At 71.3% G+C, this 24081-nt stretch carries 26 protein-coding genes; 12 read left to right on the forward strand and 14 right to left on the reverse strand.

Features of this window, described 5'->3' with window-relative positions:
• Positions 1 to 32: 32 nt before the first annotated feature.
• The gene (gene katG, locus ACFSC0_RS02525; RefSeq protein WP_377280686.1) at positions 33 to 2279 is read right to left on the reverse strand and encodes a catalase/peroxidase HPI; all 2247 of its coding nucleotides are present in this window, start codon (positions 2277 to 2279) and stop codon (positions 33 to 35) included.
• A 186-nt stretch (positions 2280 to 2465) separates the two neighbouring features.
• Between katG and ACFSC0_RS02530 the strand changes: the two genes are divergently transcribed.
• The 7 genes from ACFSC0_RS02530 to ACFSC0_RS02560 all read left to right on the forward strand — a co-directional run bounded on the left by ACFSC0_RS02530 (position 2466) and on the right by ACFSC0_RS02560 (position 9859).
• Positions 2466 to 3503: an SDR family oxidoreductase gene (locus tag ACFSC0_RS02530; protein WP_377280685.1), complete on the forward strand. Its 1038-nt coding sequence runs from the start codon at positions 2466 to 2468 to the stop codon at positions 3501 to 3503.
• Complete coding sequence (locus ACFSC0_RS02535) at positions 3500 to 5314, forward strand: glycoside hydrolase family 15 protein (RefSeq protein ID WP_377280684.1); 1815 nt, start codon at positions 3500 to 3502, stop codon at positions 5312 to 5314. Before ACFSC0_RS02530 ends, ACFSC0_RS02535 begins: the two co-directional genes overlap by 4 nt.
• A 65-nt stretch (positions 5315 to 5379) precedes the next feature.
• Positions 5380 to 5802 carry a hypothetical protein gene (locus ACFSC0_RS02540; protein WP_377280683.1) on the forward strand — a complete coding sequence of 141 codons (423 nt, stop codon included), beginning with the start codon at positions 5380 to 5382 and terminating at the stop codon, positions 5800 to 5802.
• A gap of 121 nt (positions 5803 to 5923) precedes the next feature.
• Entirely contained in the window at positions 5924 to 6199 is a 276-nt protein-coding gene (locus ACFSC0_RS02545; protein ID WP_377355059.1) for a hypothetical protein, read from the forward strand.
• Between the two features lie 188 nt (positions 6200 to 6387).
• Positions 6388 to 8484: a TonB-dependent receptor gene (locus ACFSC0_RS02550; RefSeq protein ID WP_377280681.1), complete on the forward strand. Its 2097-nt coding sequence runs from the start codon at positions 6388 to 6390 to the stop codon at positions 8482 to 8484.
• A gap of 5 nt (positions 8485 to 8489) precedes the next feature.
• A complete protein-coding gene (locus tag ACFSC0_RS02555) occupies positions 8490 to 9647 on the forward strand; it encodes a PepSY-associated TM helix domain-containing protein (RefSeq protein WP_377280680.1) in 1158 nt (385 codons plus the stop codon).
• Positions 9644 to 9859 (forward strand): hypothetical protein, encoded by a 216-nt coding sequence (locus tag ACFSC0_RS02560; protein WP_377280679.1) that lies wholly within the window; start codon positions 9644 to 9646, stop codon positions 9857 to 9859. Before ACFSC0_RS02555 ends, ACFSC0_RS02560 begins: the two co-directional genes overlap by 4 nt.
• 4 nt (positions 9860 to 9863) lie before the next feature.
• Here ACFSC0_RS02560 and ACFSC0_RS02565 read toward each other — a convergent pair whose 3' ends face one another.
• From ACFSC0_RS02565 to ACFSC0_RS02585, 5 genes are all read right to left on the reverse strand, one after another.
• Positions 9864 to 10250 (reverse strand): VOC family protein, encoded by a 387-nt coding sequence (locus ACFSC0_RS02565; protein ID WP_377280678.1) that lies wholly within the window; start codon positions 10248 to 10250, stop codon positions 9864 to 9866.
• A gap of 25 nt (positions 10251 to 10275) precedes the next feature.
• Entirely contained in the window at positions 10276 to 10848 is a 573-nt protein-coding gene (locus ACFSC0_RS02570) for a TetR/AcrR family transcriptional regulator (RefSeq protein WP_377280677.1), read from the reverse strand.
• 65 nt (positions 10849 to 10913) lie between these two features.
• Positions 10914 to 12296, reverse strand: coding sequence for a flavin-containing monooxygenase (locus ACFSC0_RS02575; RefSeq protein WP_377280676.1), 1383 nt, complete (start codon positions 12294 to 12296; stop codon positions 10914 to 10916).
• Positions 12297 to 12494: 198 nt separating this feature from the next.
• Positions 12495 to 12884, reverse strand: coding sequence for a DUF6491 family protein (locus ACFSC0_RS02580; RefSeq protein WP_377280675.1), 390 nt, complete (start codon positions 12882 to 12884; stop codon positions 12495 to 12497).
• A 107-nt stretch (positions 12885 to 12991) separates the two neighbouring features.
• Positions 12992 to 13234, reverse strand: a complete 243-nt coding sequence (locus ACFSC0_RS02585) for a hypothetical protein (RefSeq protein WP_377280674.1) — start codon at positions 13232 to 13234, stop codon at positions 12992 to 12994.
• A 93-nt stretch (positions 13235 to 13327) separates the two neighbouring features.
• Between ACFSC0_RS02585 and ACFSC0_RS02590 the strand changes: the two genes are divergently transcribed.
• Positions 13328 to 14320: an LLM class flavin-dependent oxidoreductase gene (locus ACFSC0_RS02590; protein WP_377280673.1), complete on the forward strand. Its 993-nt coding sequence runs from the start codon at positions 13328 to 13330 to the stop codon at positions 14318 to 14320.
• Positions 14321 to 14327: 7 nt separating this feature from the next.
• Here the strand turns inward: ACFSC0_RS02590 and ACFSC0_RS02595 are convergent, their stop codons facing one another.
• The 3 genes from ACFSC0_RS02595 to ACFSC0_RS02605 all read right to left on the reverse strand — a co-directional run bounded on the left by ACFSC0_RS02595 (position 14328) and on the right by ACFSC0_RS02605 (position 18238).
• Entirely contained in the window at positions 14328 to 15212 is an 885-nt protein-coding gene (locus tag ACFSC0_RS02595) for a DUF2189 domain-containing protein (protein WP_377280672.1), read from the reverse strand.
• A gap of 278 nt (positions 15213 to 15490) precedes the next feature.
• Complete coding sequence (locus ACFSC0_RS02600) at positions 15491 to 17302, reverse strand: flavin-containing monooxygenase (RefSeq protein ID WP_377280671.1); 1812 nt, start codon at positions 17300 to 17302, stop codon at positions 15491 to 15493.
• A 282-nt stretch (positions 17303 to 17584) separates the two neighbouring features.
• A complete protein-coding gene (locus ACFSC0_RS02605) occupies positions 17585 to 18238 on the reverse strand; it encodes a glutathione S-transferase family protein (RefSeq protein ID WP_377280670.1) in 654 nt (217 codons plus the stop codon).
• 53 nt (positions 18239 to 18291) lie between these two features.
• Here ACFSC0_RS02605 and ACFSC0_RS02610 point away from each other — a divergent pair, with 53 nt between their 5' ends.
• Complete coding sequence (locus ACFSC0_RS02610) at positions 18292 to 18744, forward strand: hypothetical protein (protein ID WP_377355061.1); 453 nt, start codon at positions 18292 to 18294, stop codon at positions 18742 to 18744.
• Positions 18745 to 18761: 17 nt separating this feature from the next.
• Here ACFSC0_RS02610 and ACFSC0_RS02615 read toward each other — a convergent pair whose 3' ends face one another.
• Together ACFSC0_RS02615 and ACFSC0_RS02620 are read right to left on the reverse strand one after the other, a co-directional pair.
• Positions 18762 to 19220 (reverse strand): GNAT family N-acetyltransferase, encoded by a 459-nt coding sequence (locus tag ACFSC0_RS02615; RefSeq protein ID WP_377280668.1) that lies wholly within the window; start codon positions 19218 to 19220, stop codon positions 18762 to 18764.
• A gap of 16 nt (positions 19221 to 19236) precedes the next feature.
• Positions 19237 to 19911, reverse strand: coding sequence for a class I SAM-dependent methyltransferase (locus ACFSC0_RS02620; RefSeq protein ID WP_377280667.1), 675 nt, complete (start codon positions 19909 to 19911; stop codon positions 19237 to 19239).
• A gap of 84 nt (positions 19912 to 19995) precedes the next feature.
• Here ACFSC0_RS02620 and ACFSC0_RS02625 point away from each other — a divergent pair, with 84 nt between their 5' ends.
• From ACFSC0_RS02625 to ACFSC0_RS02635, 3 genes are read left to right on the forward strand one after another with little or no spacing between them, the layout of a single operon-like run.
• Positions 19996 to 20301: an autorepressor SdpR family transcription factor gene (locus tag ACFSC0_RS02625; RefSeq protein WP_377280666.1), complete on the forward strand. Its 306-nt coding sequence runs from the start codon at positions 19996 to 19998 to the stop codon at positions 20299 to 20301.
• Positions 20298 to 20927, forward strand: a complete 630-nt coding sequence (locus tag ACFSC0_RS02630; RefSeq protein WP_377280665.1) for a hypothetical protein — start codon at positions 20298 to 20300, stop codon at positions 20925 to 20927. The genes ACFSC0_RS02625 and ACFSC0_RS02630 overlap by 4 nt, the downstream gene beginning before the upstream one ends.
• Complete coding sequence (locus ACFSC0_RS02635) at positions 20924 to 21247, forward strand: hypothetical protein (RefSeq protein WP_377280664.1); 324 nt, start codon at positions 20924 to 20926, stop codon at positions 21245 to 21247. The genes ACFSC0_RS02630 and ACFSC0_RS02635 overlap by 4 nt, the downstream gene beginning before the upstream one ends.
• Here ACFSC0_RS02635 and ACFSC0_RS02640 read toward each other — a convergent pair.
• From ACFSC0_RS02640 to fliI, 3 genes are read right to left on the reverse strand one after another with little or no spacing between them, the layout of a single operon-like run.
• Entirely contained in the window at positions 21244 to 22293 is a 1050-nt protein-coding gene (locus tag ACFSC0_RS02640) for an endo-1,4-beta-xylanase (protein WP_377280663.1), read from the reverse strand. The two genes, ACFSC0_RS02635 and ACFSC0_RS02640, sit on opposite strands and share 4 nt — an antisense overlap.
• Entirely contained in the window at positions 22290 to 22700 is a 411-nt protein-coding gene (locus ACFSC0_RS02645; protein ID WP_377280662.1) for a flagellar export protein FliJ, read from the reverse strand. Before ACFSC0_RS02645 ends, ACFSC0_RS02640 begins: the two co-directional genes overlap by 4 nt.
• Positions 22697 to 24034 (reverse strand): flagellar protein export ATPase FliI, encoded by a 1338-nt coding sequence (gene fliI / locus ACFSC0_RS02650; protein WP_377280661.1) that lies wholly within the window; start codon positions 24032 to 24034, stop codon positions 22697 to 22699. The genes ACFSC0_RS02645 and fliI overlap by 4 nt, the downstream gene beginning before the upstream one ends.
• Positions 24035 to 24081 lie beyond the last annotated feature (47 nt).

A 24081-nucleotide genomic window follows, 5' to 3' on the forward strand; every position in this document is an offset into this window, starting at 1 on the left:
CGACGAGACGGAGGGGGCGCGCGCCCCCCGAGTCACGCCGCCCGGTGGAGCCGCTGGGACCTGGGCAGGTCGAAGCGGTCGGCGTTCATCACCTTGGTCCAGGCGCTGATGAAGTCCTGCACGAACTTCTCGCCGGCGTCGTCCGAAGCGTAGACCTCGCACAGCGCCCGCAGCTGGGCGTTGGCGCCGAACACCAGGTCGGTGCGGGTGGCCGTCCACTTCTCCTCGTCGGTCCTGCGGCAGGTGCCGACGAAGACCTCGTCGCCGCGGTCGTCCACCTGCTTCCAGGCGGTGCCCATGTCGAGCAGGTTGACGAAGAAGTCGTTGGTCAGCTGCCCGGGCCGGTCGGTGAACACCCCGTGCTTCGAGCCGCCGTGGTTGGCGCCCAGCACGCGCAGGCCGCCGACCAGCACGGTCATCTCCGGGGCGGTGAGGTTCAGGAGCTGCGCCCGGTCGATCAGCAGTTCCTCCGTCGGCACGCTGAAGCGGACCTGCAGGTAGTTGCGGAACCCGTCGGCCTTCGGCTCCAGCACCTCGAAGCTCTCGGCGTCGGTCTGTTCGGCCGAGGCGTCCATGCGGCCGGGCATGAACGGGACCTCGACGTTGCGGCCGGCGTCGCGGGCGGCCTTCTCGATAGCCGCCACGCCGCCCAGCACGATCAGGTCGGCGATGGAGACCTTCTTGCCGCCGGCGGCGGAGCCGTCGAACTCGGCCTTGATCCGCTCGAGCACCGAGAGGACGCGGGCGAGCTTCTCCGGCTCGTTCACCTCCCAACCCCGCTGCGGATCCAGGCGGATGCGCGCGCCGTTGGCGCCGCCCCGGTGGTCCGAGCTGCGGTAGGTGGAGGCCGAGGCCCAGGCGGTGCGCACCAGGTCGGCGACCGACAGGCCGCTGGCCAGCAGCTTGCCCTTCAGGGCCTGGATGTCGGCGGCGTCCACCAGCGGGTGGTCGACCGGCGGGATGGGGTCCTGCCAGATCAGGTCCTCGGCCGGCACCTCGGGCCCGAGATAGCGGGACTTGGGCCCCATGTCGCGGTGGCAGAGCTTGAACCAGGCCCTCGCGAAGGCGTCGGCGAAGGCGTCCGGGTCGTTGCGGAACCGCTCGCAGATCTTGCGGTACTCGGGGTCCATCTTGAAGGCCATGTCGGCCGTGGTCATCATCGTCGGAACGCGCCGCTCGGGGCTGTGGGCGCCGGGGGCCAGGTCCTCGGGCCTCGGGTTGATGGGCTGCCATTGCTTGGCCCCGGCCGGGCTCCTCACCAGCTCGTACTCGTAGTCCAGCAGCATGTGGAAGAAGCTCATGTCCCACTTGATGGGCGTGGGGGTCCAGGCGCCTTCGATGCCGCTGGTGATGGTGTGGTCGCCGATGCCGGTCTCATGGCCGCTCTGCCAGCCGAGGCCCTGCTGGGCGATGTCCGCGCCCTCGGGCTCGGCGCCCACCTTGGAGGCGTCGCCGGCCCCGTGGGCCTTGCCGAAGGTGTGGCCGCCGGCGGTCAGGGCGACGGTCTCCTCATCGTTCATGCCCATCCGCGAGAAGGTGATGCGGATGTCCCGGGCCGACTTCAGCGGGTCCGGATTGCCCCCGGGGCCTTCCGGATTGACGTAGATCAGGCCCATCTGGATGGCGGCCAGCGGGTTCTCCAGCGCCCGTCCGGACTCCTCGTCGATGCGGGTCAGGTTGCCTTCCTGGCCGACCCACTGTTCCTCGGTGCCCCAGTAGATGTCGCGCAGCGGCTCCCAGACGTCCTTGCGGCCGCCGCCGAAGCCGAACACCGGCGCGCCCATGGATTCGAAGGCGACGTTGCCGGCCATGATCATCAGGTCGGCCCAGGAGAGCTTGCGCCCGTACTTCTTCTTGATCGGCCACAGCAGCCGGCGCGCCTTGTCGAGGTTGGCGTTGTCCGGCCAGCTGTTCAGCGGGGCGAAGCGCTGGGCGCCCGACGAGGCGCCGCCGCGGCCGTCGCCGGTGCGGTAGGTGCCGGCGCTGTGCCAGGCCATGCGGATGAAGAACGGGCCGTAGTGGCCGTAGTCGGCCGGCCACCAGGGCTGGCTGTCGGTCATCAGCGCGGTGAGGTCGCGCTTCACCGCCGCGTAGTCGAGCGTCTGGAACTCCGCGGCGTAGTCGAAGTCCTCGCCCATCGGGTCGCCGTGGGCGCCGTGCTGGTGAAGGATCTCCAGCGACAGCTGGTTGGGCCACCAGTCGCGGTTGGTGCGCCCCAGCAGGGAGCGGAGCGCGGCGGGTTCCTTCCTCTTGTCGGAGAGCGGGCTGGCGTCGTCCATCGGGTGTCCTCCCTTTTGGACGCCATTAGGCGACCCGCGATTCCGATTGGGCAAAGCGAAAGAATCGATGCCGGCCATCGACGGCCTCGATTTGGGCGACCGCCGTCCCGCAACCCCGCCCTCGGCCCGCGCACTAGAAGGGGGCGGCTCCAGGCCGCTCTTCAGCAGCACACCGGGAGGGCCTCCATGGGCGTTTCGCTGGACCGGGACGTGGGCGGGCCGGCGCTTGCCGGCAAGACGGTGGTCGTCACCGGGGCCTCGGCCGGCGTCGGCCGCGCGGTGGCGCAGGCCGCCGCCCGGGCGGGCGCGAACCTGGGCCTCATCGCGCGCAGCGCCGAGGCCCTGGGCGACGTCGCGAAGGAGGTCGAGGCCCTCGGCGTCCGCGCCCTCGTCCTGCCGCTGGACGTGGCCGACGCCGGGGCGGTGCGGGCCGCGGCGGCGCGCGTGGAGGCCGAGCTCGGGCCGATCGATGTGTGGGTGAATGCGGCCATGGCCACCGTCTTCTCGCCCATCAGCCGCCTCCCCGCCGAGGAGGTGCGGCGGGTGACCGAGGTCACCTACCTGGGCTCGGTCCACGGCATCCTGAGCGCGCTCGATGCGATGCGGCCGCGCGGCCGCGGCGTCATCGTCCAGGTCGGCTCGGCGCTGGCCTTTCGCGGCATCCCCCTGCAGGCGCCCTACTGTGCGGCCAAGCACGCCGTCCGCGGCTTCATCAGCTCGCTGCGGTCCGAGCTGCTGCACGAGAACAGCCCGATCCGGATCACCGAGGTGCACCTGCCGGCGGTGAACACCCCCCAGTTCACCTGGGCCCGCACCCACCTGCCGGAGGAGCCGCGACCGGTGGGCACGGTCTACCGGCCGGAGACGGCGGCGGCGGCCATCCTGCACGCCGCCGTCCATCCGCGCCGCGACTACTGGCTGGCGGGCTCGACCCTGCAGGCGATCCTGGGCCAGGCGCTGGCGCCGGCCCTGATGGACCGGCTGATGGCCCGCAAGGCCTGGGAAGGCCAGTTCACCGGCGCCCCCGCCCCCGCCGAGCGCCCCGGCAACCTGTTCGCGCCCGCCGAGGGACTGCACGCCGTCCGCGGGCCCTTCGGGGCCGAGGCCAAGGGGCGGGCCATCCTCGCGCACGGGCCCGACGTGAGGCTCGCCGTGGCGGCGGCCGGCGCGGCCCTGTTCACCCTGGCGGGCCTGGCCGCCGGCCTGCGGCTGGGACGGCGATGAGCCGGGCCGTGCGCGACATCGGCGACTACGCCCTGATCGGCGACTGCGAGACCGCCGCCCTGGTCCACCGCTCGGGCGCCATCGAGTGGCTGTGCTGGCCAAGGTTCGATTCCGAGGCCTGCCTGGCCGCCCTGCTGGGCGAGCCCGAGCACGGCCGCTGGCTGATGCAGCCGGCGGGCGAGGTGGTCTCGACCTCGCGTCGGTACCGGGGCGACACCCTCATCCTGGAGACCCGTTTCGAGACGGCGGGCGGCCTCCTCCTGGTCACCGACTTCATGCCCCTGCGCCACAAGGCCTCGGACCTGGTGCGGATCGTCGCCTGCGAGCGCGGCGAGGTGGAGGTCTGCTCCGACCTGAAGCTGGCCTTCGACTACGGTCGCATCGCGCCGCTGATCCAGGCGCACGAGGACGGCTTCGTGGCCCTGGCCGGCCCGCACGCGGTGCGGCTGGAGACCACGCCGCCGCTCCGGGGCGCGGACGGTCAGCCGTGGCGGATGGCGTTCAGCCTGCGGGCCGGCCAGCAGGCGACCTTCGTCCTCACCTACTTCCCCTCCCACACGCCCCGCCCCGACAGCGTCGATGCGGAGGCCTCGCTGGAGGCGACCGAGCGGTACTGGGCCGAGTGGGCCGGGCGCGCCGAGGTGGAGGGGCCCTGGTCGGAGGCCGTCAGGCGCTCGCTGATCACCCTCAAGGCCCTGACCTACCGGCCCACCGGCGGCCTCATCGCCGCGCCGACCACCTCGCTGCCGGAGCGCTGGGCGGGCGGGCGCAACTGGGACTACCGCTACTGCTGGCTGAGGGACGCCACCTTCACCCTCCTGACCCTGCTCGACGCCGGGTATCGGGAGGAGGCGCAGGCCTGGCGCGACTGGCTGCTGCGCGCCCTGGCGGGCGATCCCAAGAAGGTGCAGCCGGCCTACGGTGTGGCCGGCGAGCACCGGCTGATGGAGTGGACCGCCGACTGGCTGCCCGGCTTCGAGGGCGCCCGCCCGGTGCGGATCGGCAACGCCGCCTTCAAGCAGCGCCAGCTGGACGTGTTCGGCGAGGTGCTCGACGCCATCCACCAGGCGCGGGGGGCCGGCGTCGACGGGATCGACACCAGCTGGCCGTTCGAGGTGCAGCTGATCGAGCACCTGGAATCCTGCTGGGACGAGCCCGACGAGGGCATCTGGGAGGTGCGCTCCGGGCCCAAGCGATTCACCCACTCGCAGGTCATGGCCTGGGTCGCCTTCGATCGCGCGGTGAAGTCCGTGGAGCGGTTCGGGCTGGAGGGGCCGGCGGACCGCTGGCGGGCCCTGCGCGACGAGATCCACGGGACCGTCTGCCGGCAGGGGTTCGACGAGACGCTCGGCGCCTTCACGCGCAGCTTCGGCTCGGGCTCGCTGGACGCCAGCACCCTCTTGATCCCCCTGGTGGGCTTCCTGCCGCCCGACGATCCGCGCGTGGTCGGCACCGCGCGCGCCATCCAGGAGCGGCTGACGAGGGACGGCTTCGTCCTGCGCTACGACACCGAGGCCGATGACGACGGCCTGCCGCCGGGCGAAGGCGCCTTCCTCGCCTGCAGCTTCTGGCTGGCCGACAACCTGATCCTCATGGGCCGCCGAGACGAGGGTCAGGCCCTGTTCGAGCGCCTGCTCTCCATCCGCAACGACGTCGGCCTGCTGGCGGAGGAGTACGACCCCAAGGCCCGCCGCCTGCTCGGCAACTTCCCCCAGGCCTTCTCCCACCTGGCGCTGGTGGACACGGCCTACAACCTGGCCCGGGCGGGCGGGCCGGCCGCCGAGCGGAGCCGCGGCGATGGGAATGGGTAAGGACGCGCTATCCGGGTCCGGGCGCGACTGCTAAGCTTGGCGTTGAGGTCGAGGGGGGGGTACCGATGCGTCTCTTTGCTGTTGTCGCAGCCGCAATCGCCTTGGCTGCGCCAGGAGTCGTCCGCGCCCAGGAGGCGCCGGCCGCGGGGGTCGCGAAGCTGGAGGCCTTCCTGGCCAGCCTTCGCGGCGGGCAGGTCGCGCAAGGCTACGCCGACTTGTTCGCAGGAACAGTCATGACGAAGAAGCAGGCGGACCTGGAGCAGATGATCGCCTTGACCGAGAGCGCGGTCAAATACTGCGGTCCCGTTCGCGACTGGCAGCGGATGCGAACAAACCAAGTCACGCCGGCCTTCTACGAACTCGTGTACATGGTCAGAGGCGAGAACTGCCCGCTCTTCTTCCGAACCTTCCTCTACGACAATGGGGCGGGATGGAGCGTGAACCTCGTGTTTCTCAGCGACAGCTACGCGACCGCGAAGGACTGGTGACCCGTTCGCGGCGACACTTCGCCTTGTGGTTCGCGGTGTCGGCGATCTGGTTCGCTGCGGCGGCTCGCTCAGTCTGAGCCTGGGTGCTGCGCGTGATCTCGGATAGTCGCTCTTCGGAGTGGTGGCCCTCTTCGCGGGGGTGGGTTGGTGCGTCCTCGTCGCGACGTTGCTGTCGCCCGCCAAGCTGACCAAGGGCGCAGCGAACACGGCGACCGTCCTGGGCATCGCTCACCTGGCTTTCGCCATCTCCTTCGGATGGCCGGCGTATCCGCCCTATTACGACAGCCCGATGCGCCGCTTCTGGGGCGCCTCCGCCTTCATGGCTGCTCTTTGCTTGTGCGCAATGGTGATCGTGGGCGGGGTACTTGGCGCACGAAGAAGCCAGAGGCGCGAGTGACGCCGCTGGTGGCTGACGGTCGGGGCGGTCCCGGCGGGCCGGCGGCCGAGCGGCGCCGGTGACCGGACCCGAGGCCCGCGTCAGGCGCTGATCGGCGCCCAACCTCCACGCGCCCGCCTTGACCCGTCGCCCAGTCGACACTAGAGGCCGCAGATGATAGTCATTCTCATTCTGAACTAGGGGAAGCGATGAGCGTCTCGGGGGGCATCTTGCGGGTTGTGGCGCGATCGGGGCCGGAGCGGCTGTCGGGCGCGCGGCGGGCGCTGCGGGCCTCGGCCTCGCTCGTCGCGATCGCCGCAGCGGTCGCGGCCGGGCCGGCGCTGGCCCAGGACGTCGCGCTGTCCGAGATCGTGGTCACCGGCGAGAAGACCACCCGCTCGCTGCAGGACACCGCCTCGAGCGTGTCGGTCACCGACGGCCGCGAGCTGGAGCGGCGGACGGACATCGTCACCACCAGCGATCTGCTCTCGCAGATCCCCAACGTGGTCACGGTCGAGCCGTCGAACTTCGCCCCGGCCATCCGCGGGCTGGACGGCACCGGCCCGGCGCAGGGGGCGGACGCCTTCTTCGCGGGCACCCGGCCGCGGCTGAACCACCAGGTGGACGGGCGCACCCTCTCGCACAACGAAGCCATCTTCTCGGACGCGACGCTGTGGGACGTCGAGCGGGTCGAGGTGTTCCGCGGGCCGCAGAGCACGCTGCAGGGCCGCAACGCGGTGGCCGGGGCGGTGATCGTCAAGACCCGCGACCCGACCTTCGACTGGTCGGGGACGGCGCGCATCCTGGCCGGCAGCCGCGATACGCAGCAGGTGTCGGGCGCGGTCGGCGGGCCGCTGCTGGACGACCAGCTGGCCTTCCGCCTCGCCGCCGACTGGCGGCGCAGCGACAGCTTCGTCGAGTTCACCGGCTATCCGGGGATCGAGGATCCCGGCGAGTCCGAGAGCCTGGCGCTGCGCGGCAAGCTGCTGTTCACGCCGCAGGCCCTGCCCGGCTTCCGGGCGCTGCTGACCGTCTCGCACCTGGACGCCCACGAGCCGCAGACGGCGGACGTCACCTATCCCTTCGACGACCACGTCGCCTCCTACCCGTTCCAGCCGGTGTTCGGGACGCGGGCGACCAGCGCCATCCTGGAGGCCTCGCAGACCTTCGGGCCGGGCCTGACCTTCGAGATGCTGGCCTCGGGGACCGACCTTCGGGTCCGCCGCTACGCCCTGCCCGGCGACGGCAACGCCGAGATCAACGGCGAGGAGTGGGTGCTGGAGCCGCGCGTCCGTTTCGGCGCCGCGGGCGACCGGATCCGCGGCTTCGTCGGCGCCCACGTCTTCAAGGCCGAGCAGGACGAATACATCGACCTGTTCGGCGGCGGGACCTTCGACGATTCCACCCGCACCTACGCCGCCTTCGCCGAAGGCCTGGTCGCGCTGACCCCTGAGCTGGAGCTCACCCTCGGCGGGCGGCTGGAGCGCGAGGAGCGCGAGCGCACCGGCGGCGTCGGGCCCTTCCTGATCGACTTCGACGAGACCTACGAGGTCTTCCTGCCGAAGGCCTCGCTCGCCTGGCGGCTCAGCGACGACGTCACAGTCGGGGTGCTGGCCTCGCGCGGCTACAACGGCGGGGGCGCGGGCTTCACCTACGAGGTCCCCTTCGTCAGCTACACCTACAAGCCGGAGTTCGTGTGGAACTACGAGGCCTTTGCGCGCGCCTCGCTGGCCGGCGGGCGGCTGAACCTGACCGGCAACGTCTTCTACGACCGCTACCGCGACATCCAGCTGCCGTTCGACCTCAACCCGGACCCGGACCTGTGGTCCTACGTGGTGCGCAACGCCGACGAGGCCGAGACGCTGGGCGCCGAGGTCAGCGCCCGCTACATGGCCGCGCCCGGACTGGAGCTGTTCGGCGCGGTGGGCCTGCTGCAGACCGAGGTGACCGAGTATCCGAACTCAGGGATCGAGGGGCATGAGCTGCCGCGCTCGCCCTCGCTCAGCTTCAACCTCGGCGTCGACTACCGCCACGAGAGCGGCTTCGAGTTCGGCGCCGACGCCCGCTACAGCGGCGGCTACCACACGGCCATCGACAACGACCCGCGCGGCGAGGTCGACGCCTTCTGGACGGCCAACGCGCGCGCCGCGTACCGCGTCGGGAACGTCAAGGTCTTCGCCTCGGTGGCCAACGTCTTCGACGAGACCGGCCCGGTGATGCTCTATCCCGGCGCGACCTTCTTCGACGACAGCGCCACCATCCTCACGCCCCGGACCATCCAGGTGGGGCTGCAAGCGGACTTCTGACCATGATGAGCCGGGCGACCGTGAAAGGCTGGTACCTCGTCCACAAGTGGACCAGCCTCGTCTGCACCGCTTTCCTGCTGATGCTGTGCATCACCGGCCTGCCGCTCATCTTCTACCACGAGATCGAGCACCTGCTCGGCCGCGCCCCGGAGGCGGCCGAACTCGCCCCGGGCACGGCGCCCGCCAGCCTGGACGCCATCACCGCCGACGCGCTGGCCCGCCGGCCCGGCGAGGTCGTCCAGTACGTCAGCTTCGAGGAGGACGAGCCGGTCGTCTATGTGACCACCGCCCCCACGATCGACGCGGTCGAGGGCCATATCGCCACCTACGACGGCGGAACCGGCCAGCTGCTCGACGTCCCGCCGCTGACCGAGGGAGTGATGTATTTCCTCTTCCGGCTGCACTACGACATGTTCGCCGGGCTGCCGGGCACCCTGTTCCTGGGGCTGATGGGCGGGCTGTTCGTGGCGGCCATCGTCTCCGGCGTGGTGGTCTACGCGCCCTTCATGCGCCGCCTGCCGTTCGGGGCGGTGCGCGAGGGCCGCAGCGCGCGGATCAAGTGGCTGGACCTGCACAACCTCCTGGGCGTGACCACCATGGCCTGGGCGCTGGTGGTCGGCGGCACGGGCCTGATCAACACCCTGGCGACGCCCATCCTGCACCTGTGGCAGGCGGACCAGCTGGCCGAGATGACCGCGCCCTACCGGGACAAGCCGCCGGCGACAAACCTGGCGTCCGTCAACGCCGCGGTCGAGACCGCCCGGGCCGCCGCGCCCGGGATGACGCCCCAGATCGTCGCCTATCCGGGGACGCCCTTCTCCAGCCGCAACCACTACGCCGTCTTCATGCACGGCGAGACGCCGCTGACATCGCGGGTCCTGAAGCCGGCCCTGATCGACGCCGAGACCGGCCAGCTCACCGCCATGCGCGACATGCCCTGGTATGCGGTGGCCCTGTTCGTCTCACAGCCGCTGCACTTCGGCGACTACGGCGGCATGCCGATGAAGATCCTCTGGGCCCTGCTGACGGTGGTCACCATCGTGGTGCTGGGCAGCGGCCTCTACCTGTGGCTCGGGCGCAGGCGCACCTCGGTCGAGGCGCGGCTGGCCGAACTCGAGCGCGGCGCAGAGCCCGCCTTCGCCATGCGCGAGGCCGCCGAATGAGCCGTCCCGAGAAGCCCAAGCGGGCCCACGAGATCTTCTTCGCCCCGGCGGTCCTCGCCCTCGTCAGCCTCGTGGGCCTGGTCTTCGCGCTGCTGGTGGACGGGCCGGCCGACGCGCTGGCCTGGGCGCCGATCGGAGCGCCGATCGCGGTCATCGCCTGGGCCTGGGTCGCGCGGCGGACCTGGCCTGCGGGACGCGGAAAGCAGGGCTAGCGGCTCAGAACCAGGCCGCCGGCTGGAACAGCTCCACGACGTTGCCCGACGGGTCTTCGGCCAGGATCTGCGATCCGCCGGGGCCGGTGACGATGTCGTTGCGGAACTTCACGCCCTTGGCGCGCAGGCGCTCGACCTCGGCCGGCAGATCCTCGACGAGGTGCTGAAACCGGTTCCACCCTCCGGCCGCCGGCTGCTGGCCGTCGGGCATGGGCCGGCCGGCGGAGCTGGACTTGCCGCTCAGCAGCAGCCGCAGCGGCCCGCGCTCCACAGCCGCGAAGGCCGGCGAGGCGTTCGGCAGGCGGTTGAAGCCGAAGTTGTCGACATACCAGTCGGCCGCCGCCTGCACGTCGCCGACCATGTAGCGGACGTTCACGACGCTTTCGTTCATGGGCTTTCCTCCTGCGGTGCGCTGCTCAAGGCGCGAGGGCGCGTCGGAGCAGGGTGTTGAGCGCGGCGACCATGGCGTCCCGGTCGGCCCCGGCGGCGACCGCGTCGGCGGCCTCGTGGATGGCCGCGAACAGCAGCCGGGCGGTGGGTTCCGGATCGACCGGGCCGAACGCCTCGGCCTCCTGGCCGGCGCGGATGACCGCCGCGAGCCGGACATTGGCGTGGTCGGCGAGCGGGCGCCGCTCGGCGAAGTCGGAGTGGAACACCGCCTCCCCGAGGCCCCGCCGCGAAAGGGTGAAATCGACGAAGGCGCCCGCCTGCCACTCCACCAGCGCGGGCCAGTCGATCGGGCCCTCGGCTTCCGTCGGCAGCGGATAGGCGGCGTCGAACTCCGAGACCAGCCGGTCGCGCACGGTCTCGAGCAGGTCGTCCCAGGTCGGGAAGTAGAGGAAGAAGGTGCCCTTCGCGACGCCCGCCTCGCGGACCACGTCCTCGACCCGCACCCGCGAGCCGTGGGCCTGCAACAGCCGCTCGGCCGCCTCGATGATCTCGAGCTTGCGGACCTGCGGGCTCAGACGACGGCGTACCGGCTTGTCCATCGGCCTTCCTTAGTGACCGATGGTCATTAACTACTGACCGACGGTCAGTGTCAAGCGGAGACGGGCTACGCCGCCGCCATCGCCTCCGCCCCCGCCTTCGTCCGCGCAGCCACCGGCAGCGCCCAGCCCGCCGCCTTCGCCCGCGCCTCTCCGCGCCGGATCTCCTTCATCAGGTCGTGGACGTAGAGGCCGAAGTCGACCTGGATCGTGTGACGGGGCGCCTTGTAGTAGGGGCCGAGGTGCAGGGCTTCGTCGGCGGCGATGATGCGGGTCATCTCCTCCGGCGGCGGCGGGCGGTAGCGGCCGGTCAGGTAGGCGCCGGCGAGCTTGGCCTGCTGCTCGGCGAAGTTGACCAGGGTCGGCAGGGGCTGGGCCAGGCCCATGAAGAAGAGGTTCGGCACGCCCGGCTTCATCATCCGCTTGAAGAGCGGGAAGCGGTTCTCCGCGTCCGGCAGGAGCTCGGGGTCGCGGAAGAAGGGGAAGCTGATCCGGTAGCCGGTGGCGTAGACGATGGCGTCCACCGCCTCGACGCTGCCGTCCTCGAAGCGGACCTTGTCGCCCATCAGCTCGGCGATGTTCGGCTTGAACTTGATGTCGCCGCAGCCGGCCCGCGTCAGGAACTCGCCGGAAACGGAGGGGTGGGCCTCCAGCGGCTCGTGGTCGGGCTTGGGCAGGCCGTAGTCCTCCATCCGCCCGATGGTCTTCTTGATCTTCTTGCGGGCCAGCGAGAGGCCGAGTTTGCGCGGCATCCAGTGCGGCATGGCGGATTTGTCGGCCGGCCGACCGTCGATGTACTTCGGCAGCACCCAGACGCCCCGGCGGGCGGCCACCCAGAGGGTCCTGGCGATCGGCCGCTGGGAGAGCTCGGAGGCGATGTCCATCGCCGAGTTGCCCATGCCGACGACGACGATCCGCTTGCCGCGCATGTCCACCGGATCGAAGGGATCGCGGTAGTCGTGGGCGTGGAAGGCGGGGCCGTCGAACGCGCCCGGATAGTCGGGGACGCGGGCGTCCCAGTGGTGGCCGTTGCACACGAACAGCACATCGTAGAGCCGCCGCTCGCCGGTGGAGAGGGTGACGGCCCAAAGGCCCTCCCCCGTCCGCTCGGCCAGCTCCACGCGGGTGTTGAAGGTGATCTTCCGGCGCAGGTCGAAGTGGTCCACGTAGGCGCGGAAGTACTGCAGCAACTGCGAATGGTGCGGGAAGTCGGGCCAGTCGGCTGGGACGGGGAACTCCTCGAACGCCAGCCGCCACTTCGAGGTGTCGATGTGCAGGCTCTCGTAGCAGGCCGAGAGCCCGTTCGGGTTCCTGAAGTACCAGTTGCCCCCGACGTCGTCGCTCATCTCGAAGCAGTCGAACGGCACGCCCAGGTCCTGGAGGCGCTTGGCGGTCGTGAAGCCGGAGCAGCCGGCCCCGATGATGCAGGCCCTGGGCAGTCGCTGGTCCATCGCGGGTCCTCCCTCCGGGGAGGATGCGGCGCGGACGCTGCGTCAGTCTACCGGGCCTGACCTCTCCCCGCTCGCGGGGAGAGGGTTGGGTGAGGGGCGCGCGGCGAAGCCGCGCCCGGCGCGAAGCGGCGGAGAGTTGGGCGGCGGAGAGGCCCCCTCACCCTACCCTCTCCCCCCGCTTCGCGGAGGGAGAGGTCTTTAAGGTTTCGCCTTCGGGTCCATCGCCTCGACCTCCTGCGGCGTCAGGCGGCGCACGGTGCGCACGTGGCAGCGCTGCGGGCCGATGTGGCTGGGGGCGATGAGGACGGCGTCGGAGCCGACGCAGATGCTGGAGCCGCCACGGGACTGGATGGCGATCTTCTGGGCCCAGTCGATGTCCGGACAGCCCCCGATCAGCTCGAGCTGGTAGTAGTCGCGCACGCCCACGCGCAGGTTGACGGTGTCGTCGTCGACGGCGCTGAAGCTGTTGACGCTGCGGGCCCAGAAGCACTGGCGGGGGCCCTCGGCGGCGGCCGGGCCTGGACCGGGCGGGCCGGCGCAGGCGGCGAGACCGCCGGCGAGGGCGAGGGTCACGATCAGGCGTCTCATGGGCGGCCTCCGGCGCGTGCGCTGCCGGCCCATGATACTGCGGGGCGGGCGCAAAGCCGATCACCTCAGCCGCCCTCCTCCCCCGCGGGAGGCGGCGGCCCACTCATTCAGGCCTGGCCATCGCCGCCGCGCGACCTGCGGCGCTCTTCCCAGCTGGCGGCCTCGGCCGCCAGCTTGCGGGCCAGGGCCTCGGCGGCGGGGTCGGAGGCGAGCGACAGGCTCTCCGGGCGCGAAGCCTCGCCCTCGCCGACCGCCTCTTCGGGAATGCCGTGTGCGGTCTGGCCGATGGGGTCCTTGAGCGGGCGGGCATTGGTTCCGCCGCCGAGTGGCGGCTGCGGGGATGGAGGCATGGGGCGTCTCCCGAGGCGCTTCGACTGTTCGCTGCAAGACTTCCGAGCGGGCCGACGGGTTCCGCACGGCCGCCGGGCGCCTACATGGGAGGCATGGTTCCGCTGTCCGTCCTCGACCTCTCCCCCATCGTCCAGGGCGGCACGCCCGGCCAGTCGCTGCGCGCCAGCCGCGAGCTGGCCCACGCCGCCGAGCGGCTCGGCTACCGCCGCTACTGGCTGGCCGAACACCACAACATGACCGGCATCGCCAGCGCCGCGACGGCGGTGGCCCTGGCCTACGCCGGCGAGGGCACCTCGACGATCCGGCTGGGGGCCGGCGGGGTCATGCTGCCCAACCACGCGCCGCTGATCATCGCCGAGCAGTTCGGCACGCTGGAGGCCGTCTTTCCCGGCCGCGTCGACCTGGGCGTCGGCCGTGCGCCCGGCACCGACCAGCTGACGGCGCGGGCGCTGCGCCGCAACCTGGCTGGAAGCGTCGACGAGTTCCCGCAGGACGTGCTGGAGCTGCTCGCCTTCCTGCGGGACCCCGCGCCCGGCCAGGCGATCCGGGCGGTGCCCGGCTCGGGCTCCAACGTGCCGGTGTGGATCCTGGGCTCCAGCCTGTTCGGCGCGCAACTGGCGGCCGCGCTCGGCCTGCCGTTCGCCTTCGCCTCCCACTTCGCGCCGCAGATGGTGGACCAGGCCAGCGCCATCTACCGGGCCGAGTTCGCCCCGTCGGAGTATCTGGCAAAGCCCCACCTGATGCTGGGGCTGAACCTGGTCGCCGCCGACACCGACGAGGAGGCGAGGATCCTCTTCACCTCGCTGCAGCAGGCCTTCATCAACCTGCACCGCGGCCAGCCCGGCCCCCTGCCCCCGCCGATCGAGGACTACGAGAGCCTGGCGGGCACGCTGGCGCCCGGCGGGCCGCTCTCGAAGGCGGTGGTCGGCGGACCGGAGACGGTGCGCCGCGGCCTTGCGGACTTCATCGCGCGGCACCGGCCGGACGAGATCATTGTCACGGCCCAGATCTACGACCAGGCCAAGCGGATCCGGTCGCTGGAGATCGCCGCCGGCGTCCGGGACGCCCTCGCGCCGGCGGCGTGAGCCGGCGTCAGGCCGCCGGCCCCTCTCCTGTCACCTTCCGGTAGAGATGCCAGGTGGCGTGCCCCAACAGGGGCATGACGAAGACCAGGCCGACCAGGGCCGGCAGGGAGCCCAGCACCAGCAGGCCGGCGACGATCAGGCCCCAGGTGAACATCGCCTTGGGGCTGGCCTTCACCGCGTCGATGGAGGCCCGGACCGCGGTCGACATGGGCACGTGCCGGTCGAGCATCAGCGGGAAGGAGATGACGCTGAGGGCGAAGGCCGCGACGGCGAACAGCGCCCCGACGCCGATCCCGATGACGATCATCGCCCAGCCGGCCGGAGTGGTCAGAACCTCGCTGGCGAAGGCGCCGATGGAGGCCGGCGGCTGCGGCCCGAGCGTCGCGGCGTAGATCGCCCAGGCGGCGACCAGCCAGGCGGCGAAGATGGCCACCAGCAGGGCGCCCAGCCGCAGGATGTCGCCGATCGCCGGCGAGCGGAGCACGGCCAGCGGCGTGGAGGCCGAGACCGGCTCGCCGCGCTCGCGGCGGCGGCTGATCTCGTAGAGCCCGACCGCGGCCAGCGGCCCCAGCAGGGCGAAGCCGGCGACCAGCGGGAAGATCAGCGGCGTCAGCCGGTTCTGGAACACCGCCGTGGCGATCAGCAGCCCGGCCAGCGGATAGATCAGCGCGATGAACAGGACGTCGTCTCGCGCCGCGCCCACGTCGGCGGCGCCGCGGCGCAACGCGTCCGTCAGGTCGCGCGTGGCGATCGGCCGGATCGCCGGCGCTTCCACCGTCTCGGCGGTGCGGGGCTTGGCCTGCGCCACCGCCCGGCCGGCGTCGGACATCACCGCCCCCAGCCCGGATACGGCCATTTCGAAGGGATTTCGGATGTGGTTGTCGGCGGGCATCGCTGCTCCTCCCAAGGCCTTAGCGTTGGGAGCGTGGCCGTCAGGGACCGCCGCCGACCCTGTCCCGAGCGGCGTGGGACACGCCGGTCGGGGTGAACAGGGTCGTCACCCTTTGTTGAGAGCCCTCCTTGTCCCCTCACGACGATCATCGTGAGCGGGAAGGGCTCTCGGGCGTGTGGCTGGTCCAGGACCACGACCCACGCAGAACTGGACTGAGACTAGCACGGCCGGCGGCGCATGGCTCGCCCGATGCGGCCCTCGGCGGGAGGTAGGATCCCCTAGCGGAACGCCAGCCCCTCGAACGCGCCCGAGCTGCGCCAGCCCTGGAGGTAGCGGAAGAAGGCGCTGGGCCCGGCCGGGTAGCCGACGTTGTAGCGGGCGGCCGGGCCGGGGTCCTGGCCCTCGTTGTTGTAGTAGCCGGGGGTGCAGTCGGCCGAGCCGAGCATCCGGCCCACGCCCTTCAGCAGCAGCTCCACCCAGGCGTCCTGCGCCTCTTGCGTCACCTCGACCTCCCTGGCGCCCCGCTCCAGCGCGGCGGCGACGATGGCGGCGATGGTGCGGCCGGACTCCGTCAGGTTGTGCGGCACGTTGGAGATCAGGTTCGCGCCCTGGGTGGGCTGGACGAAGAAGGCGTTGGGGAAGCCGTGGACGTGCACGCCGTGCAGCGTGCGCATCCCCTCGGCCCAGGCCTGCGACAGCTTCAGCCCGTCCCGGCCGGTCAGGTCGAAGCCGGCGCGACGCCTGTACTCGGTGCCGACCTCGAAGCCCGAGGCGTAGATGATGCAGTCCACCTCGTACTCGCGGCCGGCGACGACGAAGCCCTTTTCGGTGATCGCCTCGACACCCTGTCCGTCGGTGTCGACGAGATGGGTGTTCGGATTGTTGAAGGCCTCCAGGTACTCGTCGTGGAAGCAGGGCCGCTTGCACAGCTGGCGGTACCAGGCCTTCAGCTTCTCGGCGGTCTCCTTGTCCTTCACGACTTGCTCGGCCCGGGCGCGGATCTCCTCCATCTTCTCGAAGTCGGAATCCTCGTAGGCGGCCAGCATGTTCATCGGCGTGCGCTGCTCGGGCGGCAGCTGGGCGATCTTGGCCCGGATGCGGCGGGAGAGGTCCGTCCAGCCGTCCTGCACCAGGTCCACCTCGGCCGTGCCGCCGGCCTGGTTCTCGGTGAAGTTCTCCAGCCAGCGCTGCTGCCAGCCGGGCGTGGCGATCCCCTCGAACCACTCCGGATCGATCGGCTGGTTGGCGCGCACGTCCACCGAGGACGGCGTGCGCTGGACGACGTAGAGCGTCCCGCAGGCGCGGGCGAGGTGCGGGACGGCCTGCACGCTGGTGGCGCCGGTGCCGATGATCGCCACCTTCTTGTCGGCCAGCTTCTCCATCAGCGCGCCGTTCGGATCCCCGCCGGTGTAGCCGTAGTCCCAGCGGCTGGTGTGGAAGGAGTGGCCCTGGAACCGCTCGATGCCGGGGATGCCGGGCAGCTTGGGCACATGCAGCGGCCCGGTGCCCAGGCCGACGAAGCTGGCGGTGAACTCGTCGCCCCGGTTGGTGCGGATCACCCAGGCCGAGCGGCCCTGGTCCCAGGCGAGGTCGGTGATCTCGGTGTGGAAGAGGGCGTGGTCGTAGAGGCCGTACTGGCGGCCGATCCGCCGGCACTGCTCCAGGATCTCTGGGGCGTGGGCGTACTTCTCGCTGGGCCGGTGACCGGTCTCCTCCAGCAGCGGCATGTAGACCATCGAGGCGGTGTCGCACTGGGCGCCCGGATAGCGGTTCCAGTACCAGGTGCCGCCGAAGTCGCCGGCCTTGTCGATGATCCGAACGTCCCTGACGCCGGCCTCCACCAGCCGCGCGCCGGTCACCAGGCCCGCGAACCCGCCGCCCACGAAGGCGAACGTGACGTGGTCGGTCACCGGCGCCCGCTCGATGAAGGGCGTGTAGGGGTCCTCTAGATAGTGGGCGAGGTGGCTGCCCTTCAGCTCCAGGTACTGGGCGTTCCCCTCGGGCCGCAGCCGCTTGTCCCGCTCGGCGCGGTACTTGGCCAGCAGCGCCTGCTTGTCGATGGGCCGCTTCGCAGTTCCCGCCTCGCTCATCGATCACACCTTCGAAATCGCCTACGCACCAATGGGCAGGGTGGTAGCACGCCTCCCGCCGGGCGCAAGGATTCTCGAAGATCGGGTATGTCGCCCGCTCCTTCCTTTCCCATTCATGGGAAAGGGGGACCGCCGGCCGAGCGGAGCGAAGAGCCGATGGTGGAAAGGGCAGGCCACAGCGCCGTGGCTGCGGCTTTCCCTCTCCCCCACCCGCTCTTCAGCCGGCTTCCGCCGGCTTCGGCGGGCGGTCCCCCTCTCCCGCTTCGCGGGAAAGGAACGCGCTCAGGCCGCCATCGCCGCGACGTTGGCCCAGGTCGTGGACTGCATCGACGGGCGGGCGAGCATCCGGTCGAGCCAGGCCTTGAGGGCGTCGGCCGAGCCGGCGACCTGCGTCCACTCGGGGGTCTGCGCCATCAGGTCGAGTTGGGCCGCGATGGCGAAGTCGGCGAGGCTCGGCTGATCGCCGCAGAGGTAGGGCTTGTCGCCGAGCAGGCGGGTGAGCTCGCGCACCACCGGCTGGCCCTGCGGCGCCGCCTGGGCGATCGCCGCCTCGTCCGGGCTCATGCCGAGCAGCCGCGGGCCGACCACGCGCTGGAAGACGACCACCGCCGCCCAGCCCTGGAAGAGGTACCAGTCGTTGATGTTGAGCAGCTGGTCCATGCGGGCCGCGACCTTCGGATCGGCCGGCGTCAGCGCCGGCTCCGGCAGCACGCGGTCGAGGTAGCGCAGGATCGCCTGGGTCTCATAGAGCCAGAAGCCGCCATGCTCGAGCACCGGCATGCGGCCCCACGGGTGGCGGCTGATGTGGGGCTCCTGCTTGCTCGCCATCGGCGCGAGCGGGGCCAGACGCCAGTCCGCGCCCTTCTCCTCAAGGACGGCCATGACGGCGCGGGCGAACGGGCTGCCGGGGACGGTGTGAACGACGAACGCGGACATGGGGAGCATCCTCTCTGGGCGTTAGCGGTAACTAACGGTAAGCGTATGCTTACATGCTCGTCAAGCATTGCGCGCGGTCCCATTCTCAGCCCTTCGGTCCTGCCGTGCGGGACCGCAAGAGACAGAGCATGGAAGACAAACTTCGGCGCGAGCTGGCCGCGCTTAGCGAATGCATCGTGGAGGACCTCCGCTTCTCGGACGCTCTCAGCACCCTGCAGATCACGATCAATGACGTCTTCGATCGAGCGACGGGCGCCGTGCGGCCGAACATCGAGGAGGCCCCCGTTCACCGACGGCTGACCTGCCGGCTCGTCGAGCATATGGAGTTCGCCGGCGGGCTCAGAAGCTGGGGCCTGGTGCACCAGCCAGAACTCATCGGCTGGAGCCACGCGGAAGTCAGCTTCGCGGATGCGATCCCCGCCGACGGCGGGATGATCCGGATCGTGATAGGATTTGGCGGCGAGCGCGTTCTGAGGGTGCTCTGCCGCCACGCCAACTTCAGCTAACCGGCGGCTCAGGCCGGTCAGCCGCTTAGGGCGTGCGGGCGGCCCGAGCGCTGCAAATCCTTCACGAAAAAGACCTCCGGCGTCGGTTGAGCCACGCCGAAGGTCAGCTGCCCGCACTCGGTGAAGCCGTTTCGGCGATGCCAGGCCTGCGGTTCCGGTTCGTCGCTCATGCTGGACGTAAGCAGCACCTCGGCGCCACGCTCCCGCATGTCCGCTTCCCAGCGCGCCACGAGAGCCCGTCCGACGCCCGTGCGGCGATGCGCCGGATCCACCCAGATGAGGTCCATGAAGGGGATCGTCCCCCAGAACCAGCTATAACGGAGGAAGCCGAGGGGGACATCGGCGTGCCGAGCGATCAGGTATTCGCCGTGGTCGATGCACCGACGAACCCAAGCTTCGGGAACATGGCGATCGGCCTCGATGAGCCAGGCTAGGTCGCCGGCCCCCGCCTCATCGATGAAAACAGCGGCCGTCATCGCCGCTCCCCTTTGCCTAAGCCCGGATCGCGATCAGCGACTTGGTCAGGCCGGCGAACTTCTCGTCAAGGTGGCGGGCGTCGGGAAAGAGGAAACGGAACTGGGTCTTGTCGAGGAGGCGCGCGTGCTGGACGTCGCGCATGGCCGCCCCCACGTCCCTCGCCCGCTCGGCGAAGCCGTGGCGCTTCTTCATCAGCGCCCGGGCCCGGCTCTGCTCGGAGCGCCAGTGGAAGAACGGCGCGGAGAAGTGGGGCTCGATCGGGAACCAGAAGTAGGGGGTCTGGACGTAGTAGCGGGGCGCGAGGCGCCGAGCTTCGCGGGCGAAGGCCTCCATGCGCGGCCAGTCGCCGACGTGCTCCACCACCGAGTTGGAGTGGACGAGGTCGAAGGCGTTGTCCCGATAGGCCTCCAGCGCGCAGGCGTCGCCCTCGACGGCCTCGAACATCGGATCGGCGACTTCGAACGCCTGGGGGTTCACCAGGGTGATGTGGACGCCGCAGCGCTCCAGCAGGGCGCGGTCGAACAGGCGCCAGTAGTCGGGCTCGCCGCCCAGGTCGAGGATGCGGCAGCGGCCGGTCTCGGCTGCGATCTGCTCGATCAGCCCCGTGACATGCCGGGCCCGCGCCCGCCGCATCTTCATGGCGAGCGAGTTCGGATTGTCCGGGTCCTGCAGGGCGTAGATCAGCTTCATCGCCCGAACTTCTAGAGAGCGCGGTTTTCGTTTCCGTAAAGGCGCCGCTTGACCCTTAGTTCGGTATTTGCCTAACTTCCGAACATGAGCGGCGTCTTCAAAGCCCTTTCCGACCCCACGCGCCGCCGCATCCTGCAGCTGCTGCGGGAGCGGCCGATGACCGCCGGCGAACTCGCCGCCGCCTTCCCCGTCTCGAAGGCGACGATGTCTGGGCATTTCGCGGTGCTGAAGGAGGCGGACCTGATCGCCGCCGACAAGCACGGCGCCTCCATCACCTATCGGCTGCGGCTGTCGGTGCTGGAGGACGCGCTGCTGGCGTTCGCCGACACCTTCGGCATCGGCCTCGGCGGCCAGAGAAGCTCCGGCGCCGACGAGGAGGCCGCGCGGTGAACCGGATCGTCCGCCTGCTGCTCGTCGCCATCGTCGTGGAACTCGCCTTGGTGGCGGCCGGCGCGCTGGCCTGGCGCGCGCACGCGGGTCAGCTCGCGGCGGACCTGCAACGGCCCCTGCGGCCGCTGGTGCTGCTCGCCATTCCGGTCAGCGCCGCAACGCTGCTGATCCTGGCGCACCGCCTGTTCGCCGCCGAGCGGATGCGGCTCGCGGAGGACCACGCGCGGCACCTGCAGGGGGCGCTGGTCTTCTGGTTCGTCTTCCTGGCCGCGGTCCAGGCCTGGGCGGCGCGGCTGTACCTGAACGCCGAGCCGCCCGCCCTCGACGGTGCCAGCTACCTCCGGCTGGTCTGCGTGCTGGTCGGCGTCGCCATGGCGATCCGGGGCAACTTCTTCGCCAAGCTCAGCCCGCCCACCGGGGCGGATGCGCCGGCCCCGGCGGTCTGGACCCGAACGGCGCTGCGGATCGGCTGGGGCCTGACGCTCACCGGGGCGGTGCTTGCCGCGAGCGGCCTCCTGCTTCCCCCCAGGCCCCTGTTCCTCGTCTTCCTCGGGTCCGCGCCCATCCTGATCGGCCTCAGCCTCTATCAGCGTCGCGCGCTCCGCCGCCGCGAGGCTCAGCCGTGAGGAACCCCCTCGACGCCCGGGTGGAGCAGCCGTTCGCAAGACCGGTGCTGACGGCCGCCGCGGCCATCGCGGCCGTGCTCGTGGTCTTCGCGGTCGGCGCCGGCGTTTGGGTCAACGAGCGCCGCCAGGACAGCGTCGAGCGCGCCCTCCTGGCCCAGGGCTATGGACCGGCGCACGTGGAGCCCATCCCCGGCGACGAGTGCTGGCGGGCGCGGGAGGGGTTCCGTTGGCGGACGGCCACGAAGAGCGGCTGGGCCTGCGCCGGCCCCGGCGACGAGGTCACCCTCCACGAAGGCAGGTTCGACGGCAGCTGGCCCTAGCGCTTCAGGGCGCCCAGCGCCTGGGCGAGCCCCGCGGCGGCGGGCTTGGCCTGGCCGAAGTCGTCGAACAGCAGCGGCGCGTCACGGGCGTTCTCGCGCTTCAGCCAGGAGTCCTTGTCGCGCAGGCCCCAGAGGGTGAAGGCGAAGCGCTGATGCGCGGGAAGCGCCATGAAGGCCTCCATGGCCTCGGCGTAGAGGGCGGCCTGGCGCTCTTCCAGGCGCGGCCCGCGGCCGGCGCGGACAAGGGAGACGTCGAGTTCGGAGACGTGGATCGGCAGGCCGAAGCGGGCGAGCGCCTCGAGGGTGCGGGTGTAGGCGCCGGGGGGCAGGCTCGCGTCGATGTGGCTCTGGCAGCCGAGGCCGGTCACCGGAACGCCCGCGCTCAGCAGCCGGTCGACGAGGCGCTGGAAGGTGTCGAGCTTCCTGGGGATGCTCTCGAGGTTGTAGTCGTTGAGGAACAGCACCGCGTCCGGATCGGCCGCGCGGGCGACGTCGAAGGCCCGGCGCATGTGGTCGAAGTCGCCGAGCCGGCTGGCCCACAGGCTCTGGCGCCACCCTTCCCCGTCCTCCGCCACGGCCTCGTTGACCACGTCCCAGCCGACGGCCTGCCCGCGGTACCGTCCCACGACGGCGGTGATGTAGTTGTCGTAGGCGCGGCCGAAGGAGACGCGGTCCTCGTCCAGCGTCTCGAAGCCTTCCGGTCGCTGGGCGTACCAGATCAGAGTCGTGCAGTAGAGCCGCATCCGGTTCGTCCGGGCGAAGGCGGCCAGCCGGTCTGCGCGGTCGAAGCGGAAGGTCCCGTCCGGCTGGACGATGTACTCCATCTTCATCTCCCACTCGGGTGTGAGCTGGGAGAAGTGGGTGGCGGCCAGGCGCGCCCACTCGGGATCGTCGATGTGGCTGACCTGGGCGCAGACGCCCAGCGGGAACGGCGCGGCGGCTCGCAGAGGCGCGAGTTCGATCGGGACCGCCGGCTGGGCGCGGCTCTCGCAGGCGCCGAGCGCCAGGGCCGCCCCGATCAGGGTCCGGCGGCTAAGGCCGCTCACCGCCCGCCGGCGGCCCGCAGGCCCAGCTCGTCGAGCGCGGCGGTCTCGCGCCGGGCGCTCTCCTTGGCGGCGGTCAGGCGCATGGCCTCGGCCACCTGCTCGTACTTCTTCTGCTCTTCGAAGGCCTCGGCGAGGATGTCGCGCGCGCCGGCCTCCTCCTGCTGGATGGCGGCGAGCTCGGCCTGAAGCTCAGCCTTGCGCACCCGCAGGCCCTCCAGCCAGCCGGCCTTGTACCAGCCGTTCTCGGCGTCGGCCTGGGAGGTCTGGGCCTCCGCGACGGCCTCGGCGGCCAGTTGCAGCAGCCGCGCCTCGACGGCGCGCCGGCGGTCGACGATGTCGGCCAGGCGCTTCTGCAGCTCCTCCACCTGATAGGTTGAGATCCGGATCAAACTCTTGGTCCAGCTCATGCCGCATCACCCCCCAGTATGCCGGCCAGCCGCCCGAACGCTTCGTCCAGGCTGGTGGATTCGTCCTTGTCCTGCGCGAGGAAGGCCTCGAGCGCGGGATTGAGCGCGATCGCCCGGTCGACCTCCGGGTCCGAGCCCGTGCGGTAGGCGCCGATGCGGATCAGCTCTTCCATGTTGGTGTAGGCGGAAAGCGCGCGGCGGGCGCCCTGCACGATCTCGCGCTCGTGCGGCTGGTGGCAGCCCGGCATGGTCCGGCTGATCGACTTCAGCACGTTGATGGCCGGGAAACGGCCGCGCTCGGCGATCGCCCGCTCCATGACGATGTGGCCGTCCAGGATCCCGCGCACCGCGTCGGCGATGGGCTCGTTGTGGTCGTCGCCGTCCACCAGGACGGTGAAGAGGCCGGTGATCGGGCCGGCCGTGGTGCCGTCGGGGCGGATCGGCCCGGGGCCGGCGCGCTCCAGCAGCTTGGGCAGCTCGGTGAAGACGGTGGGGGTGTAGCCCTTGGTGGTCGGCGGCTCGCCGGCGGCCAGGCCGATCTCGCGCTGGGCCATGGCGAAGCGGGTGACGCTGTCCATCAGGCACAGGACCTCGAGGTCCTGGTCGCGCAGGAACTCGGCCAGCGCCAGGGTCATGTAGGCGGCCTGGCGGCGCTTCAGGGCCGGCTCGTCGGAGGTCGCGACCACGACGATGGCGCGCTTCAGCCCTTCCTCGCCGAGGGTCTCCTCGATGAACTCGCGCACCTCGCGGCCCCGCTCGCCGATCAGGCCGACGACGACCGCGTCGCAGTCCGACTGGCGGGCCAGCATCGAGAGAAGCACAGACTTGCCGACGCCGGAGCCGGCGAAGACGCCCAGCCGCTGCCCGCGGCAGCAGGTGGTGAAGACGTTCATGGCCCGAACGCCGACGTCCAGCCGCGCGCCGACCCGGCCGCGGGCGTGGGCCGGAGGCGGCGGCGCGCGCAGGGGATAGGCGGCCAGGCCCTGGGGCAGCGGGCCCTTGCCGTCGATGGGCTCGCCGAAAGCGTCGACGATACGGCCGAGCCAGGCCTTGGTCGGGCGCACGGCCGAGCCGAGCGGCTCGATGCGGATCTCCGCGCCGGGGGCGACGCCCTCGACGGGTCCGAAGGGCATCAGGAGGGCGCGGGCCTCGCGGAAGCCGACCACCTCCGCGGGCAGCGGCTTGTCGGCGAGGCGCTGGATCTCCGCCCGGGCGCCGACCGCCAGCCGGGTCAGCCCGCCGCGGGCCTCGATCAGCAGGCCGTTCACCGCGGCCACGCGGCCGGAGACGGTCAGCGGATCGATACGCTCGACGGCGGCGACAAGGCTGCGCAAGATTCGGTGGCCCCCAGGAAGGCCGCCAGAATCCGGCCCAAGGCCTT

It is taken from the genome of Phenylobacterium terrae (assembly GCF_042681205.1).
Taxonomy (GTDB): Bacteria; Pseudomonadota; Alphaproteobacteria; order Caulobacterales; family Caulobacteraceae; genus Phenylobacterium; species Phenylobacterium terrae.

What these genes read in the sequence shown, in the direction of transcription:
- ACFSC0_RS02605 (WP_377280670.1), bottom strand. Translation starts at nt 18,238, where the DNA reads ATGTCCGCGTTCGTCGTTCACACCGTCCCCGGCAGCCCGTTCGCCCGC.
- ACFSC0_RS02585 (WP_377280674.1), bottom strand. Translation starts at nt 13,234, where the DNA reads ATGCCTCCATCCCCGCAGCCGCCACTCGGCGGCGGAACCAATGCCCGC.
- ACFSC0_RS02565 (WP_377280678.1), bottom strand. Translation starts at nt 10,250, where the DNA reads ATGAACGAAAGCGTCGTGAACGTCCGCTACATGGTCGGCGACGTGCAG.
- ACFSC0_RS02530 (WP_377280685.1), top strand. Translation starts at nt 2,466, where the DNA reads ATGGGCGTTTCGCTGGACCGGGACGTGGGCGGGCCGGCGCTTGCCGGC.
- ACFSC0_RS02575 (WP_377280676.1), bottom strand. Translation starts at nt 12,296, where the DNA reads ATGGACCAGCGACTGCCCAGGGCCTGCATCATCGGGGCCGGCTGCTCC.
- katG (WP_377280686.1), bottom strand. Translation starts at nt 2,279, where the DNA reads ATGGACGACGCCAGCCCGCTCTCCGACAAGAGGAAGGAACCCGCCGCG.
- ACFSC0_RS02590 (WP_377280673.1), top strand. Translation starts at nt 13,328, where the DNA reads ATGGTTCCGCTGTCCGTCCTCGACCTCTCCCCCATCGTCCAGGGCGGC.
- ACFSC0_RS02535 (WP_377280684.1), top strand. Translation starts at nt 3,500, where the DNA reads ATGAGCCGGGCCGTGCGCGACATCGGCGACTACGCCCTGATCGGCGAC.
- ACFSC0_RS02550 (WP_377280681.1), top strand. Translation starts at nt 6,388, where the DNA reads ATGAGCGTCTCGGGGGGCATCTTGCGGGTTGTGGCGCGATCGGGGCCG.
- ACFSC0_RS02595 (WP_377280672.1), bottom strand. Translation starts at nt 15,212, where the DNA reads ATGCCCGCCGACAACCACATCCGAAATCCCTTCGAAATGGCCGTATCC.
- ACFSC0_RS02620 (WP_377280667.1), bottom strand. Translation starts at nt 19,911, where the DNA reads ATGAAGCTGATCTACGCCCTGCAGGACCCGGACAATCCGAACTCGCTC.
- ACFSC0_RS02580 (WP_377280675.1), bottom strand. Translation starts at nt 12,884, where the DNA reads ATGAGACGCCTGATCGTGACCCTCGCCCTCGCCGGCGGTCTCGCCGCC.
- ACFSC0_RS02615 (WP_377280668.1), bottom strand. Translation starts at nt 19,220, where the DNA reads ATGACGGCCGCTGTTTTCATCGATGAGGCGGGGGCCGGCGACCTAGCC.
- ACFSC0_RS02570 (WP_377280677.1), bottom strand. Translation starts at nt 10,848, where the DNA reads ATGGACAAGCCGGTACGCCGTCGTCTGAGCCCGCAGGTCCGCAAGCTC.
- ACFSC0_RS02560 (WP_377280679.1), top strand. Translation starts at nt 9,644, where the DNA reads ATGAGCCGTCCCGAGAAGCCCAAGCGGGCCCACGAGATCTTCTTCGCC.
- ACFSC0_RS02555 (WP_377280680.1), top strand. Translation starts at nt 8,490, where the DNA reads ATGAGCCGGGCGACCGTGAAAGGCTGGTACCTCGTCCACAAGTGGACC.
- ACFSC0_RS02600 (WP_377280671.1), bottom strand. Translation starts at nt 17,302, where the DNA reads ATGAGCGAGGCGGGAACTGCGAAGCGGCCCATCGACAAGCAGGCGCTG.
- ACFSC0_RS02610 (WP_377355061.1), top strand. Translation starts at nt 18,292, where the DNA reads ATGCTCGTCAAGCATTGCGCGCGGTCCCATTCTCAGCCCTTCGGTCCT.
- ACFSC0_RS02645 (WP_377280662.1), bottom strand. Translation starts at nt 22,700, where the DNA reads ATGAGCTGGACCAAGAGTTTGATCCGGATCTCAACCTATCAGGTGGAG.
- ACFSC0_RS02540 (WP_377280683.1), top strand. Translation starts at nt 5,380, where the DNA reads ATGCGTCTCTTTGCTGTTGTCGCAGCCGCAATCGCCTTGGCTGCGCCA.
- ACFSC0_RS02625 (WP_377280666.1), top strand. Translation starts at nt 19,996, where the DNA reads ATGAGCGGCGTCTTCAAAGCCCTTTCCGACCCCACGCGCCGCCGCATC.